We start from the raw sequence: 14,148 nt of genomic DNA, 5'->3' as shown, positions 1-14,148 counted from the left end.
GATCACGTCTTCGCAGGCGCCTTCTTGGAGGCCGGCTTTGCGGGCGCCAGCTTGGGCTTAGCGACATCCGGACCGGTCTTGGTACCGGGCAACGTCACCGGGGCGCCGAGATTAGCCGCTGCCGCCGGCGCGCCAGCGACATAGGCCGGCGGGTTGTCCGCGGCGATAAAGGCATGGACGATCCGCGACGGGTTCGCCGGCGGCTCGCCGCGCTCGATCGCGTCGACATATTGCATGCCGTCGATCACGCGGCCGAACACGGTGTATTTCTTGTCGAGCGCCAGCCGCGGCTGGAAGACGATGAAGAACTGGCTGTTGGCGCTGTCTTCCTTGTCCGACCGCGCCGCCGACACCGCGCCGCGGACATGAGGCAGATAGTTGAACTCGGCCTTGACGTCGGGGAGCTTCGATCCGCCGGTGCCGTCGCCCTTGGGGTCGCCGCCCTGCGCCATGAAGCCGTCGATCACGCGGTGGAACGCGAGCCCGTCGTAGAAATGCTCGCGGGTCAGCGTCTTGATCCGATCGACCATCAGCGGCGCGACGTCCGGCCGCAACCAGATCGTCACGCGGCCGCCGGTCGACAGGTCGAGCAACAGCAGGTTCTGCGTATCGGTGATCAGCGGCGGCGTCTTGCGGACCGCGGAATTCGGGTCGGTAATCTGGGCGCTGGCCGGCACCGCGATCAGGCAACCGAGCATCGCAAACATAGCGGCGAAAAAGCGCATCAAATCTACACTCGCATTAGGATGTCGCCGCTTAGAGCAAATCGGGGGTTGCGCCAATCTGAACGTGACGGGCCCGGTCTAGCTGCCTTTGCGGCCGATCGACGCAACCCGCGCGATCACTTCGGCACTGACCGCATCGGGTACGAACTTGCCGATGTCGCCGCCATACAGGGCGATTTCCTTGACCAGCCGGCTCGCGATCGGCTGCAACGCGACATCGGCCATCAGGAACACGGTCTCGACCCGCGGATTGATCTGCTGGTTCATCCCGGCCATCTGGTATTCGTACTCGAAGTCGGCGACCGCGCGCAGGCCGCGGACGATGACCTTGGCGCCCTCGCGCTCGGCAAAGTCCATCAGCAGCGAATCGAATGCGACGACCCGGATGTCGCCGCCGATCGGCGCGACCTCGCGACGGACCATCGCCAGCCGCTCGTCGAGCGTGAACATCGGCGACTTGGAGGCGTTCGTGGTGACGCCGACGACCAGCGTGTCGACCAGCTTCGCACCGCGCCGGATGATATCCATGTGACCCAGCGTCACGGGATCGAACGTTCCGGGATAGACACCAATACGCGTCATGGCCTGTTCCTAGCGATCGCGTTCGAGGACGAAGCGCGCGATATCGCGCAGCAGGTCGGCTTCCTTGCCATAGCTGTGCAGGTGCGCGATCGCCTGGTCGACCAGCATCCGGGCCTGCGCGCGCGCACGGTCGGGGCCGAGCAGCGTCAGGAACGTCTCCTTGCCGGCGACCTCGTCCTTGCGCAGCTTCTTGCCCGCCAGCGCCTCGTCGCCCTCCGCGTCGAGCAGGTCGTCGGCGATCTGGAAGGCGAGCCCCAGATCGTGCGCATAGCCGCGAAGGCCGACCCGTCCTGCCTCAGGCACGCGACCCAGGATCGCACCCGCCTCCACCGATGCCGCGATCAGCGCGCCGGTCTTCATCTGCTGCAACCGCGTGACGGTTGGCAGGTCGAACCGCGAGCCATCCGCCTTCAGGTCCATCATCTGCCCGCCGGCCATCCCCGCCGGACCGGCCGCGCGCGCGAGGTCGAGCACGAGGTCGGCACGGACGAACGGATCGGGATGCGTCGCAGGGTCGGCCAGCAGCTCGAACGCCAGCGCATGCAGGCAGTCCCCCGCCAGGATCGCGCACGCCTCGCCGTACACCTTGTGCACGGTCGGCTTGCCGCGGCGCATGTCGTCGTCGTCCATCGCCGGCAGGTCGTCGTGGATCAGCGAATAGACGTGGATCGCCTCCAGCGCGGTCGCGGCGCGCGCGGCGCAATTGCGCTCGACATCGAACAAGGTCGCGGTGGCGAACACCAGCAGCGGGCGCAACCGCTTGCCGCCGGCCATCGCCGCGTGGCGCATCGCCCGGTACAGGTCGGCGCGGGGATCGTCGGGGATCGCGAGCAGCAGGTCGAACTGGTGGTCGATCTCGGCCGAAACCTCGGCGATCGCGGCGTCCAGCGTGACGGGCATCGTGGTCATCTCAGCCCGCCGCGAACGGGCGGACGCCGACGGGCTTGCCGTCGCTGTCCAGCCGGATCGACTCGATCCGCGCCTGCGCCGCGTCGAGCCGTTCGGCGCAGCGCAGCCGCAAGCGGTTGCCGCGCTCATAGAGTTCGATCGCCTGCTGCAGCGGCGTGTCGCCGCTTTCCAGTTGCCCGACGATCGTCTCGAGGTCTTTCAGTGCATCCTCGAACGAGAGGTCTTCGATCGGCGTTTCCATGGCGCCGCTATGGCGCAGGCGCGCAACGAGGGTCAAGGCGCGCTGTGGCGCGCAGTTACCGAAGCCGGTCGACGGTCCAGGTGTAGAGGATCGAGACGCCGACCAGCCCGAAATCGACCGCCGCACGCATCTGGTGCGGCGAGGGATCGCGGACGTCATGGGTGATCAGGCGGAGATCCGCGGTCGGATGCCGGGCCGCGAGCGCCAGCACGCCCAGCACCACCAGACCCACGACCATTTTCCGATTGGCTGCCATCTCGATTACTCCCCGGCGCCACGAATGCCGTACGGTCGCAGCGTTTGCAAGCTCAGGCGGCAAGGCTCAGGCGGCGAGGCTGTGGGCGTCGCGAACGCGGTCGCGCCCGCCCGCCTTGGCCGCGAACAATGCGCGGTCGGCGTCGCAATACAGCCGCTTCCAGTCGGCTTCGCGCAGCATCGGACCGATGCAGGTGCCGATGCTCGCGGTGACGGCGATGTCGTACGGCATGCGCGCGCGGCGCAGCGCCGCGAGGATCGTCTCGGGTGCCAGCCGCGACGATTCGTGCGCGACGATCGCGAATTCCTCGCCGCCGATCCGGGCGACGAGGGCATCGACCGGGGCCGCGAGGCGCAGCGCGCGGGCGACGACGCGCAGCACTTCGTCGCCGCCGTCATGGCCGATGGTCTCGTTGACCGCCTTGAAATGGTCGATGTCGATGATCAACAGCGCCTGGTCGCCGTTCCGCCCGATCGCGCCCGCCAGGAACGAGCGGCGGTTGAGCAGCCCGGTCAGCGGATCGGTGTCGGCGAGCAGCCGCGCCGCGCTTTCCTGGACGCGTGCCTCGTCGCGTTCGCGGCTCAGCAGGCGGATGCGATAGGCTATCGCGACGCTCGACAGCAGCGCCTCGAACATCATCGAGATCGTCGTCGACTGGTCGAGCCAGAAATTCCACGGGATCAGGTTTGCCGCGCTGGCGATCCGCAGGCTGGCAAACGCGATCGGCGCACCCCAGGCAAGCGCGAACAGCCACAGATAGGTGCTATGCTGGCGCCACGCGCGCACCAGCACCGCGATCACCAGCATCGGCAGCAGCAGATAGGTCAGCAGGACGACGTGATCGAGCAGGACGATCCGCGTCGGCGCGAACGTGACATAAACCATCGTCGTCGTCGCCAGCCCGACGATCACCATATCGGCGGCCCGACCGAGCCAGCCGTGGAACACCCGTTGTTCGAAGAACGCGCGGGCGAACACCACCGCCGCCATCGCCGACGCCGCCAGCAACACCGCGTTGACCCGCAGCCGATCGTTGTTGTCGAAGTCCGGCAGCCATCGTCCGAGCGCGCCCGACGAGCTGATCGCATAGCCGAGCAGGCAGAGCAGCAGCACGCAATAGGCCGGCTGGAACGACTGGCGCAGCGCCCCCCACAAAGCGAGGTTGTAGATGATCAGCGCGATCGCCATCCCGGCGAACGCGCCATACAGCACCGCCAGCACCATGTCGGACTCGGTCTGTTCGGCGTCGCTGGCCAGCGATGCGCCGAGCAGGATGCCGCGCATGTTCGCCGCGCCCTCGACATGCCACAGCAGCCGCACCGGTCTGGCGTCGTAGGCGGGCACCGACAGCGCCAGCGTCGCACCGAGGCGCAAGTGATGCCCGGCATTGGCGCTGGTGAAGCCGGTGCGGGCGATATGGCCGTCGGCATACAGCACGTACAGCGTCACCGCGTCCTGCCACAGGCTCGCCATCCCGGCGTTCAGGCCGTGCATCGCGGTGTCGTTCGGCAGCGGCTGGGACATCGCCCAGAAGTCGCCGGACCCCAACCGGTTTTGCGAGGTCGTGCAATCGAAGCGTTCGGGATGCGCGAACAGCGCGCGGGGGGCGTCCCCGGCGGACGATGGCGCGATGCAGACCGTGATCGGAGTCCTCGCGACCGCGGGCGATGCGGACAGCGCAAACGCCACCGCCAGCATCGCCATCGCGGCCAACCTCATCAACGCCCGTCGCCACTTCATGGGGTAACGCTAGCGTAACGAACCCGAACGAAGGGTAAACGCCGGAACGATTATCCCCGGAATGGTTCCATCTTGTAAAAATCTTTCGGCCAGCGCCATCGAGGGCCGATCCGATGCCCAAACACGTGCCAAGAAAAAGGCCCGGCTGCATCGCAACCGGGCCTCTTGATCACTCCGCCTCGACGGGCTCGGTCTTGCCCTTCTTCTTCGGCTTCTTGGGCGCCGCCGCCTCGATCGCGAACGACAGCGCGCCGTCCTTCATCTTCACGGTCACCTCGCCGCCGTGCACCAGCTTGCCGAACAGCAGTTCCTCGGCGAGTGGTTGCTTGATCTTCTCCTGGATCAGGCGGCCCATCGGCCGTGCGCCGTACAGCTTGTCATAGCCCTTCTCGGTCAGCCAGGCGCGCGACTCGTCGTCGAGCTGGATGTGCACGCCGCGGTCGGCCAGCTGCAGTTCGAGCTGGAGGATGAACTTGTCCACCACCCGCGCGACCACCGTGGTCGGCAAATATCCGAACGGCACGATCGAATCGAGCCGGTTGCGGAATTCCGGCGTGAACATCTTCTGCACCGCCTGCTCGTCCTCGCCTTCGCGGCTCAGATTGCCGAAGCCGAGCGTCTCGCGCGCCATGTCGCTGGCACCCGCATTGGTCGTCATGATCAGGATGACGTTGCGGAAATCGACCGACTTGCCGTGCTGGTCGGTCAGGCGGCCGTTATCCATCACCTGCAACAGGATGTTGAACAGGTCGGGATGTGCCTTCTCGATCTCGTCGAGCAACAGCACGCAGTGCGGCTGCTGGTCGACCGCGTCGGTCAGCAAGCCACCCTGGTCGAACCCGACATAGCCCGGGGGCGCACCGATCAGCCGGCTGACCGAATGCCGCTCCATGTATTCGGACATGTCGAAGCGCTGCAGCGGAATACCCAGGATCGTCGCCAGCTGGCGTGCGACCTCGGTCTTGCCGACGCCGGTCGGACCGGTGAACAGATAGTTGCCGATCGGCTTGTCGGGATCGCGCAAGCCAGCACGGCTCAGCTTGATCGCCGAGGACAGCAGCTCGATCGCCTTGTCCTGCCCGAACACCACCCGCTTGAGATCGGTCTCGAGGCTGGCCAGGCTCTTCTTGTCGTCGGTCGACACGCTCTTCGGCGGGATGCGCGCCATCGTCGCGATGACGAGCTCGATCTCCTTCGGCGTGATCGTCTTCTTGCGCTTGTTGAGCGGCACCAGCATCTGCATCGCGCCGACCTCGTCGATCACGTCGATCGCCTTGTCGGGCAGTTTCCGATCGTTGATGTAGCGTGCCGACAGCTCGACCGCCGCCTTGATCGCGTCGGGCGTGTACTTGACCGAATGATGGTCCTCGAACGCGGAGCGCAGCCCCGCCAGGATCTTGATGGTATCCTCGATCGTCGGCTCGTTGACGTCGATCTTCTGGAAGCGCCGCAGCAGCGCGCGGTCCTTCTCGAAGTGGTTGCGGAACTCCTTGTAGGTCGTCGATCCGATGCACCGGATGGTGCCGCCCGACAGCGCGGGCTTGAGCAGGTTCGACGCATCCATCGCGCCGCCGCTGGTCGCGCCGGCACCGATCACGGTGTGGATCTCGTCGATGAACAGCACCGCATCGGGCAGCTTCTCGAGCTCGTTGACGACCGCCTTCAGCCGCTCCTCGAAATCGCCGCGATACCGCGTACCCGCCAGCAGCGCGCCCATGTCGAGCGAATAGATCACCGCAGGCTTCAGCACGTCGGGGACGTCGCCCTCGACGATCTTCCGCGCCAGGCCTTCCGCGATCGCAGTCTTGCCGACGCCGGGATCCCCGACATAGAGCGGGTTGTTCTTCGACCGGCGGCACAGGATCTGGATCGTGCGATCCACTTCCGGGCCACGGCCGATCAACGGATCGACCTTGCCGTTCTTGGCCTTCTCGTTGAGATCGACCGTGAACTGCTTGAGTGCGCTTTCCGTCTTGCCCTTCTCCTGTCCCTTGACCGGCTTCTCTTCGTCGGCACCCTTGGGCGTCGAGGCTTCGGTGGTGGCTCCGCCCTTGCCGACACCGTGGCTGATGAAGCTCACCGCATCGAGGCGGCTCATGTCCTGCTGCTGCAGGAAATAGACGGCATAGCTTTCGCGCTCGCTGAACAAGGCGACGAGCACGTTGGCGCCGGTGACTTCGTCGCGGCCCGAGGACTGGACGTGCAGGATCGCGCGCTGGACGACGCGCTGGAACCCGCTGGTGGGGGAGGGGTCGGTCGCCGCATCGACCTTCAGAGCGTCGAGTTCGGTGTCGAGGTAATGCGCGACCGTGGTCTTCAGCTCGCCGACGTCGACGTTGCAGGCGCCCATCACCTTCGACGCATGTTCGTCGTCGATCAGGGCGAGCAGCAGATGTTCGAGCGTCGCATATTCGTGGCGGCGCGACGACGCGGCCTCGAGCGCCTTGTGCAGCGTGGTCTCGAGGGCGGGTGCAAATGAAGGCATTTACAATACTCCAGTCGGGCCGCGCGACCGCGAGCCCTTTACGTCCATGTCGTGATTGTCATCGCGCGCATCAAGCACTTGAAACCGGCATCGGTCCCGCCTGGCGTGTGGCCGGGCAGATGCCGCGCCGCTCACCGTCGGAACAGCTCGTCGGCACTGGCGCGGTGGGTGACGGCGCGATCCTTCTTCTGCTGGCAGCGCGCGATCTCGCCCTGCAGCACGGTGATCCGCGCATCCAGCTCGGCGACCGACAGCGGATCGAGGTCCTGGCGTACCAGGGCATCGAGCAGGTCGTCGGGACGCGATAGGGTGTCGTCCGGGTCCATCGTGCCTACAACGTTGACCCGCACCGGGCGCATGTCAATAAGGCCCCCGATCATACAGGGTAAATCGCGCCGATGACCGTAGACCAGCAGAGCTTGCCCAATACAATGAAGGCGATCGATCCCGCGGAGCCCGGCGGTCCCGAGGTGCTGGTACTGGTCGACCGCCCGGTGCCGCAGCCCGCGGCCGGCGAGGTCCTGATCAAGGTGGCGGCGGCGGGCGTCAACCGCCCCGACGTGCTGCAGCGCAAGGGTGGCTATCCGCCGCCCAAGGGTGCGCCGTCGATCCCGGGGCTCGAAGTCTCGGGCGTGATCGTCGCGGTCGGCGAGGGCGTTGGCTCCGAGCAGCTCGGCCAGAGCGTCTGCGCGCTGCTCGCCGGTGGCGGCTATGCCGAATATGTCGCGGTCGCGGCGGGCCAGTGCCTGCCGGTCCCCGAAGGCATGTCGATGATCGAGGCCGCGGCGATACCCGAGACTCTGTTCACCGTGTGGACCAACCTCTTCGAGCGCGCCTATGCGACCGAGGGCGACACCGTGCTCGTGCACGGCGGCACCAGCGGAATCGGCACGATGGCGATCGCGCTGTGCGGGCTGTTCGGAATCGATATCATCGTCACCGCCGGCTCGGACGAGAAATGCCAGGCCGCGCTGGGGTTGGGCGCGACCCACGCAATCAACTACAAGACCAGCGACTTCGTCGAACGCGTGAAGGAGATCACCGAAGGCCGCGGCGTCGCGGCGGTGCTCGACATGGTCGGCGGCGACTATCTGCCGCGCAACCTCAAATGCCTCGCCGAGGACGGCCGGCACGTCTCGATCGCGGTCCAGGGCGGCCCGACCGCGACGATCGAGATCTTCGACATCATGCGCCGTCGCCTGACGCTGACCGGATCGACGCTGCGCCCGCGCGATACCGCGTTCAAGTCGCTGGTCGCCGACGAACTGGCGCAGACCGTCTGGCCGCATGTCGAGGCCGGCAAACTGAAGCCGGTGATGGACCGCAGCTTCCCGTTCGCCGAAGCACCCGCCGCCCACATGCGGATGGAGGCGGGGGATCATGTCGGCAAGATCGTGCTGACGATGGGGTGACGCTGCGGCCCGCGGCCTAGCGGTTGGGTCGGGCCTCAGTACGACCAGATTGTCGAGGCTGAGGTCGCGGCGCATCGTCAGGTTGACGATGACGACGCAGGTATCGCCGGTGCGCGCCAGGTTCGGCAGGCGGATCATACGCTTGCTCGCCAGATAGGCGGCGTCGACCCGCGTCCTGAGCGTCCGCGCGCTATCGACCACGCGCCAGCCGACGACCGTCGCCGCCAGATGCGCGGCGTCCCGAACCGTCGTCGTCGCGTGGCGCACATGGCCGCGCAGACGGTCGGCCAGCGGCACGTGTTCGAACACCGAGACGTCGGTACCGCGCCATGCGACGCGAAACCCATCCGGTACCGCGTGCCAGCTAGGCGGCCCCGAAGACGAACAGACCAGGTCGCACTGGCAGCGCCGACACCGGCTGAACAGGAACCCCTGATTCTCGATCACGACGGGTGCGGCGCGGTGTGGTGACAAGGTGCAGGGAAGCGGCATTGCGGGCATCCTTCGGGGAGGGCTTATGGGAAGGCGGGGTCATGTGGAGCGTGGCGAGCATGGCGAGGTCGGCGGGGCCCTGTTCGAGCACCTGGTCGAGGTTCCAGATCTCGAAATGATCCCCCATGCCGACCAGCAGGGCGCGTTGGGGGGCAGTGCGGCGGGCGCACATCCACGGCGCGATCGCGATCCGCCCCCGGCCGTCGAGCCGGGTCGGTGCGACGAACCCGAACGCGCGACGTCGTGCCGCATCGCTGGCCTGTGCGTCGTCGTCGGGGCGTTGCGCACGGTCGAGGCGATGACGCTCGACGATGCCGGCCCGATCGTAGACGACCATGCACGGTGCCTCGTCGTGCAGTCCGACGAACAGATGGTCGTTCATCGCCCGCGACTGGATTGAGATACAGAAGGCATCGTGCAGGGCAAGGCTGCCGCGAACACCGTTACTGGACAGAGCACTGCCAATGAAGAAATCATGCACTAGATATTGTCCGCCAAAACGAACGATGCCGGTAATTACGCCGATCAACTGTTCAGGATCCGGAATGCTTCGTCGAGCCGTTGCCGAGTCCACCGATGAGTCGCTAATTAAGACCGACAACTTTGCAGTAAAGCGCTGATTAACCATACCAAATTAAGAAAACTGGATAATAACCATTATTATTCCGGTTATCGCTGATTTTCCAAGGTCTTGCAGTTTACCCAGCCGGTACCAAAAAAATCGATCACCAAAACGGGTTGCGCGCGGCGTGTGTGCCGATCCAGGCGGCGAGCGGATGCCACAATGCCGTGCGCGCGCGCGTGCCGACGATCATGCCGACATGGCCCAGCGCAAGGTCGCGACGCTCGGGCAGGCCGATCGCGGTCGCGGCAGGAACGATGCGATCGGTCAGCGAGACGAACTCGATCGCCGGGCAGCCGAGTCGCATCGGATCGACGATCGCGTCGCCGACAGGCCACCGCCCCGCACCGGGGCTGTCCTGTGCGATACACTCCTCGAACAGCGTCCTTGCGGCGGCATGGGGGAGGGGGGCGCCGGTATTCGCCCAATCCTCCAGCCGGACGAACGCACGGGCGGCGGCGCCCTCGGGTGGCATCGCGCCGAACGCTGCGTATTTGGCGATCGTGCGGGCGGGGTCGAGCTGCCAGAAGCCGGCCTGCAGCACCTCGATCGGCAGCATCCCCAGCGCCGCCGATACCGGCGCCGCCGCCGCCCACATCGCGGCCATCGCGGCCTGGGACTGCACGCCATAGCCGCTGAAATGCCACGGTGCGGCGATCGACACGAGCGCTGCGACCGGCGTCCGTGCCGCGGCCGCGACCGCCAGCGTACCACCCAGGCAATAGCCGACCAGCACCGGTGGCTCGCTCAGGCTCAGCAGCAGCGGTACGAGCAGCGTCTCGACATGATCGGTCAGATCGAGGTCGCGATCCTCGGCCCCCAGCGTTCCCCAGTCGACCAGCAACGGACGCATCCCCTGCGTCGCGAGCCAGCGCAGCAGCGACGTCTCCGCCGACAGATCGAGGATGCCGGGCGGATTGATCAGCGAGGGCACGAACACCACCGGGCGACCCGATCCGCCGTAATCGCGCAGCGTCGCGCGGCCAGCCTGCGCGACGGCGGGCATCGTCGGCATCGGCGCCTCGCGGGGGGCATCCTGATACGCGCGCAGCCCGGCCAGCGCGCGCGTCAGCCGGGCCGGATCCGCCGCGGTTTCGCTGCGCAGCATCGCCAGGAACAGCGGCAGCGGCCGAGGGCCGTGGGTGCCGCCGTGTTGCGGTGCGTCATCAAAGATTGTACTCATCGGCATAAAGACAAAAAAGGGGGATCCATGAAAAAGCAACCGGCAGCGGATGGCATCGTCATCATCAAGAAATACGCCAATCGGCGGCTCTACAATACCGAAACATCGTCCTACATCACGCTAGAACACCTCGCCGCGATGACGCGCGAGGGTCGCGAATTCAAAGTGCTCGACGCCAAGACCGACGAGGACATCACGCACAATGTCCTGACCCAGATCATCATGGAAGAGGAAAGCCGCGGCGAGACGATGCTGCCGGTCAAGTTCCTGCGCCAGCTGATCGCGATGTACGGCGATTCGATGCAGGCGATGGTACCGGGGTATCTGGAGGCGTCGATGGACAGCTTCCGCCGCAACCACGACCAGTTCAAGTCCGCGGTCGAGGGCGCGTTCGCCAACTCGCCGTTCGCCGAGATCGCCAAGCGCAACATGGCGATGTTCGAAACCGCAACCCAGGCGTTCGCCACCCCCGGCGCTGCGGAACCGGCTGCTGCTGAAGCGCCGAAACCGGCCGCCACGCAGGACGACGAGATCGCCGCGCTGCGCGACGAACTCGCCAGCCTGAAGGACAAGGTCGAGAAGCTCAGCCACTGATGCATGCGGTGTTGTGGAGCGTGAGTGCCGCGTTCGGCGCGGTTGCGGTCGCCGCCGGGCTGGGCGATCGCCGGCGGCGTCGTAGGAACGATCCCGACGCGGTCGGCTGGGTCGACTGGCCGACGGTGCAGATGCTGGCGCTGATCGCGCTCGCGGTCACTGCCGGCCTCGCGTTCAAGGCCTGACGAAACGGCGGTCGCGGCGCAGATAGACGACCGTATGCCAGCTGGCGCGCGGCACGGTGAAGACGACGCGGTAGTCGCGGGCCAGCGCCGCCTTCATCACCCGCAGCGTGGCGAGATTGTAGATGGAGGACCGGCGGTCCGACGTGACCACGACCGGCGGGCGGTTCGCCATGATCCGGCGGACTTCGGCGGTCTGGTCGATCCCGATCGCGCCCTGTTCGGTCGAATAGGCGAGCAAATTGGGGAAGGCGTAGGGCGTCGGTACGCAGGCGTGCGCCAGGTGATAGATGATCGACTGGCCGACGAACACGTACGGGCATTCGTCGCCGATGTTGGCCGCGACCACCGCGGACACCGCGCGTGCGCCGGCCCGCTCGTCCGGCTTGATCACACGGTCGGCAACCAGGATTACCGCGGGCAGGACCAGCGCGAACGCGAGCATGCGGCGCGACCGGCCGAGCGTGGGTGCGGCGAGGATCGCGAGCGGCGCCACTAGCGGCAGGCCGTAATGATCGAAGAACGTGCCGATGATAAAGAACCCGACCAGCGCCGCCGCGGTCCACGCCACCGCGACCGTCACGACCTGCGCGGCAAGACCTTCGCGCTGCCGGTAGCGCCAGGTGATCGCGGCGGCGATCAGCAGCGGCAGCAGCTGCCCGGCGATGGTCAGCACGCGACCGGCAAGCTGGCCGAATTGATAGCCGGGACGCAGGCCGATTGAGGTGACGTTGGCGAACCAGAACGCGTCGAACGCGGCGGGCCCCTTGGCGAGGTACCAGCCGATCGCCGCCAGCGTCGGCGCCAGCCCCATCGCGATCCACAGCGACGCGGCGCCGACGATCGTCCCGACACGCGCACCGGCGCGGCGCAGGAACCAGCAATGCGCGAGACCGAAGAACGCGCCTTCGAACATCGGCGTGTATTTCAGCTGGATCGCGATGCCGGCGAGCAGGCAGGCGATAATCCCGGTGCCGATGATCGCGCCGATCTGTCCGTGCGCTGCCCTGGCCGGCAACTGCAGCGTCAGTAGCGCCGCCACTGCCATCGGCAGATTGTAGAACACCGGCGCCTGGCCGCCGCCACCGCTCAGCAGCGACAGCCCGGTGAGATAGACCACCCCCGCGGCAATCGCCCCGCGCCGGTTCGCGCCCAGCGTCTCCGCCGCCACCGCGACGACCAGCGCGGTCGCCCAGGCGCAGGCGGTCGCGACGAGCTGATAGGCGAGGATGCCGTCGCCGGGCAGCATCCGCATTGCCGCGAACAATGCGAACAGGCCGATCGGCTTGCGATCCCACAGGTCGATATACGGCACCGCGCCGTGCAGCACGTGGTCGCCGACCAGCAGATAATATTGCTCGTCGACATCGATCGACGGGTTGCCGAAGTCCCAGGCGCGGATCGCCAGCGCGACGAGCAGCAGCAGGACCGCGATCCCGCGGCGACCGGGTAAGGTAAGGGTCAATAGAAGCTCCGCAACGTCAGGGGTCTGACCGTGCCGTCGCACCCGGCGAGCCGGACGATCCGGCCTGGTTTGCCGACCGCCCAGCTGGCGAGCGGGCTGGTCGGATAGTCGGCGGGGATCGGCACGCCATCGACCGCGCAGATCGTGTCGCCGTCCTTCCATCCACTCGCGGCGGCGGGTCCGCCGCGCATCACGTGGAGGATCTTCAGCCGGTCGCGCTCGACGCCGACCAGCAAGCCGCTCGTCGAGCGTAGCGGCGGCGTGCCGGCCCTGGCGCCCGGCGCGAAGATCATCCGGCGCGCGCCCGGGTCGAGCAGCACGCGGTAGTCCTGCAGGAACCCCGATCCGATCCGCCCGGCGGCGCCGATCGCCTGCGAGAACCCGCCCGGACCCTCGATTCGCACCTCGACCGCGCGCGCAGTCAGCTCGCCGAGGCGGATCGTCGGGACGATCGCGAGGCCACTGACCGCCGCGCCCGCTAGCCCGAACGCGATCGTCGTGGTGGTCGGCAACCGGGTCAGCCTCGCCGCCTTCCAGCCCGCGTCGGTGACGGTGATCGACGATCCGTCGCCGGTATCCACGATCAGCGGCGTCAGCAGATGCCCGCCGAGCGTCGCCGCGCTCTCATAGACCTGGCGTTTGGCGGAGATGGTCAGCGGCGCGGTCTCGCCGGTGAACGGCATCCGGCCCGATTTGAGCAGGCGGAAGCGCCGCCCAGCATAATCGATGTCGAGCGCATAGGCGGCGATCAGGTCGCGGCCGACCAGCAGGTCGACCGCATCCGCGCTGCCGGTGGCGATCGCGGGCAGGTCGGCGACGGTGACGCCGCCCCCGATGCGACTGACTCCGCCGATCGTCAGCGTGCGCGTCGGCATCCATTGCAGCGCGACCGATCCGCCGATCGCAGTCGCGGTCCCCCCCGCGACGACCTTGCCGGGCCGGATCGCGGGCGAGGTCTTCGCGAGCAGCGTGAAGCTGACGCCGGTATCGAGGATCGCGGTGACGTCGCGGCCGTCGATCTGCATGGTGAAACGAATCTGGTTGCCGGGGGTAAGGTCGAACGGCACCCACCGCGTCTCGCTGTCCGCGGCCAGTCGCGCGACACCGGGGTCTCGCGCGCCGGGACCGACCGGGTCTGGCGCGGCTGCGCTCAGCAGTACGAGAGCGAACAGGAGGGCAAAGCGCATGGCGCCGCCTAGCGGGTTGGCGAGACGGCGTTAAGCCCTACCCCGTCATGCCGGACTGGTTCCGGCATCCAGG

15 protein-coding genes are annotated in these 14,148 nt (G+C 67.2%); 3 read left to right on the top strand and 12 right to left on the bottom strand.

Translation table 11 applies throughout. The features are described from left to right. Positions 1 to 2: 2 nt before the first annotated feature. The 8 genes from SJY20_RS16475 to SJY20_RS16440 all read right to left on the bottom strand — a co-directional run bounded on the left by SJY20_RS16475 (position 3) and on the right by SJY20_RS16440 (position 7,264). The gene (locus SJY20_RS16475) at positions 3 to 725 is read right to left on the bottom strand and encodes a peptidylprolyl isomerase (protein WP_380788039.1); all 723 of its coding nucleotides are present in this window, start codon (positions 723 to 725) and stop codon (positions 3 to 5) included. Positions 726 to 803: 78 nt separating this feature from the next. Next, positions 804 to 1,307: a pantetheine-phosphate adenylyltransferase gene (coaD, locus tag SJY20_RS16470; RefSeq protein ID WP_380788037.1), complete on the bottom strand. Its 504-nt coding sequence runs from the start codon at positions 1,305 to 1,307 to the stop codon at positions 804 to 806. A 9-nt stretch (positions 1,308 to 1,316) separates the two neighbouring features. Continuing rightward, entirely contained in the window at positions 1,317 to 2,216 is a 900-nt protein-coding gene (locus SJY20_RS16465) for a polyprenyl synthetase family protein (protein ID WP_380788035.1), read from the bottom strand. Between the two features lies 1 nt (position 2,217). Then, positions 2,218 to 2,457 (bottom strand): exodeoxyribonuclease VII small subunit, encoded by a 240-nt coding sequence (locus SJY20_RS16460; RefSeq protein WP_380788033.1) that lies wholly within the window; start codon positions 2,455 to 2,457, stop codon positions 2,218 to 2,220. A 55-nt stretch (positions 2,458 to 2,512) separates the two neighbouring features. Beyond that, a complete protein-coding gene (locus SJY20_RS16455) occupies positions 2,513 to 2,713 on the bottom strand; it encodes a hypothetical protein (protein WP_380788031.1) in 201 nt (66 codons plus the stop codon). Between the two features lie 66 nt (positions 2,714 to 2,779). Beyond that, entirely contained in the window at positions 2,780 to 4,432 is a 1,653-nt protein-coding gene (locus SJY20_RS16450) for a diguanylate cyclase domain-containing protein (protein WP_380788029.1), read from the bottom strand. A gap of 190 nt (positions 4,433 to 4,622) precedes the next feature. Next, a complete protein-coding gene (gene clpA / locus SJY20_RS16445; protein WP_380788027.1) occupies positions 4,623 to 6,938 on the bottom strand; it encodes an ATP-dependent Clp protease ATP-binding subunit ClpA in 2,316 nt (771 codons plus the stop codon). A 131-nt stretch (positions 6,939 to 7,069) separates the two neighbouring features. Continuing rightward, the gene (locus tag SJY20_RS16440) at positions 7,070 to 7,264 is read right to left on the bottom strand and encodes a DUF1192 domain-containing protein (RefSeq protein WP_380788025.1); all 195 of its coding nucleotides are present in this window, start codon (positions 7,262 to 7,264) and stop codon (positions 7,070 to 7,072) included. Positions 7,265 to 7,369: 105 nt separating this feature from the next. On the opposite strand from SJY20_RS16440, the gene SJY20_RS16435 reads away from it, so the two are divergent. Continuing rightward, entirely contained in the window at positions 7,370 to 8,350 is a 981-nt protein-coding gene (locus SJY20_RS16435; protein ID WP_380788023.1) for an NAD(P)H-quinone oxidoreductase, read from the top strand. Positions 8,351 to 8,714: 364 nt separating this feature from the next. Here the strand turns inward: SJY20_RS16435 and SJY20_RS16430 are convergent, their stop codons facing one another. Further along, positions 8,715 to 9,470, bottom strand: coding sequence for a hypothetical protein (locus SJY20_RS16430; RefSeq protein ID WP_380788021.1), 756 nt, complete (start codon positions 9,468 to 9,470; stop codon positions 8,715 to 8,717). Positions 9,471 to 9,567: 97 nt separating this feature from the next. After that, positions 9,568 to 10,647 (bottom strand): alpha/beta hydrolase, encoded by a 1,080-nt coding sequence (locus tag SJY20_RS16425; RefSeq protein ID WP_380788019.1) that lies wholly within the window; start codon positions 10,645 to 10,647, stop codon positions 9,568 to 9,570. Positions 10,648 to 10,674: 27 nt separating this feature from the next. Between SJY20_RS16425 and phaR the strand changes: the two genes are divergently transcribed. Then, on the top strand, positions 10,675 to 11,241 hold the full coding sequence (gene phaR / locus SJY20_RS16420) for a polyhydroxyalkanoate synthesis repressor PhaR (protein ID WP_380788017.1): 567 nt from the start codon (positions 10,675 to 10,677) through the stop codon (positions 11,239 to 11,241). Positions 11,242 to 11,261: 20 nt separating this feature from the next. Further along, positions 11,262 to 11,426 (top strand): hypothetical protein, encoded by a 165-nt coding sequence (locus SJY20_RS16415; protein WP_380788015.1) that lies wholly within the window; start codon positions 11,262 to 11,264, stop codon positions 11,424 to 11,426. Here the strand turns inward: SJY20_RS16415 and SJY20_RS16410 are convergent. Together SJY20_RS16410 and SJY20_RS16405 are read right to left on the bottom strand one after the other, a co-directional pair. Beyond that, positions 11,416 to 12,888 carry a hypothetical protein gene (locus tag SJY20_RS16410; RefSeq protein ID WP_380788013.1) on the bottom strand — a complete coding sequence of 491 codons (1,473 nt, stop codon included), beginning with the start codon at positions 12,886 to 12,888 and terminating at the stop codon, positions 11,416 to 11,418. The genes SJY20_RS16415 and SJY20_RS16410 overlap by 11 nt on opposite strands. Beyond that, positions 12,885 to 14,075 carry a hypothetical protein gene (locus SJY20_RS16405; RefSeq protein WP_380788012.1) on the bottom strand — a complete coding sequence of 397 codons (1,191 nt, stop codon included), beginning with the start codon at positions 14,073 to 14,075 and terminating at the stop codon, positions 12,885 to 12,887. The genes SJY20_RS16410 and SJY20_RS16405 overlap by 4 nt, the downstream gene beginning before the upstream one ends. Positions 14,076 to 14,148 lie beyond the last annotated feature (73 nt).

Source organism: Sphingomonas sp. R86521, from assembly GCF_042466235.1.
Taxonomy (GTDB): domain Bacteria; phylum Pseudomonadota; class Alphaproteobacteria; order Sphingomonadales; family Sphingomonadaceae; genus Sphingomonas.
This window is presented reverse-complemented; position numbering and strand designations above follow the sequence as displayed.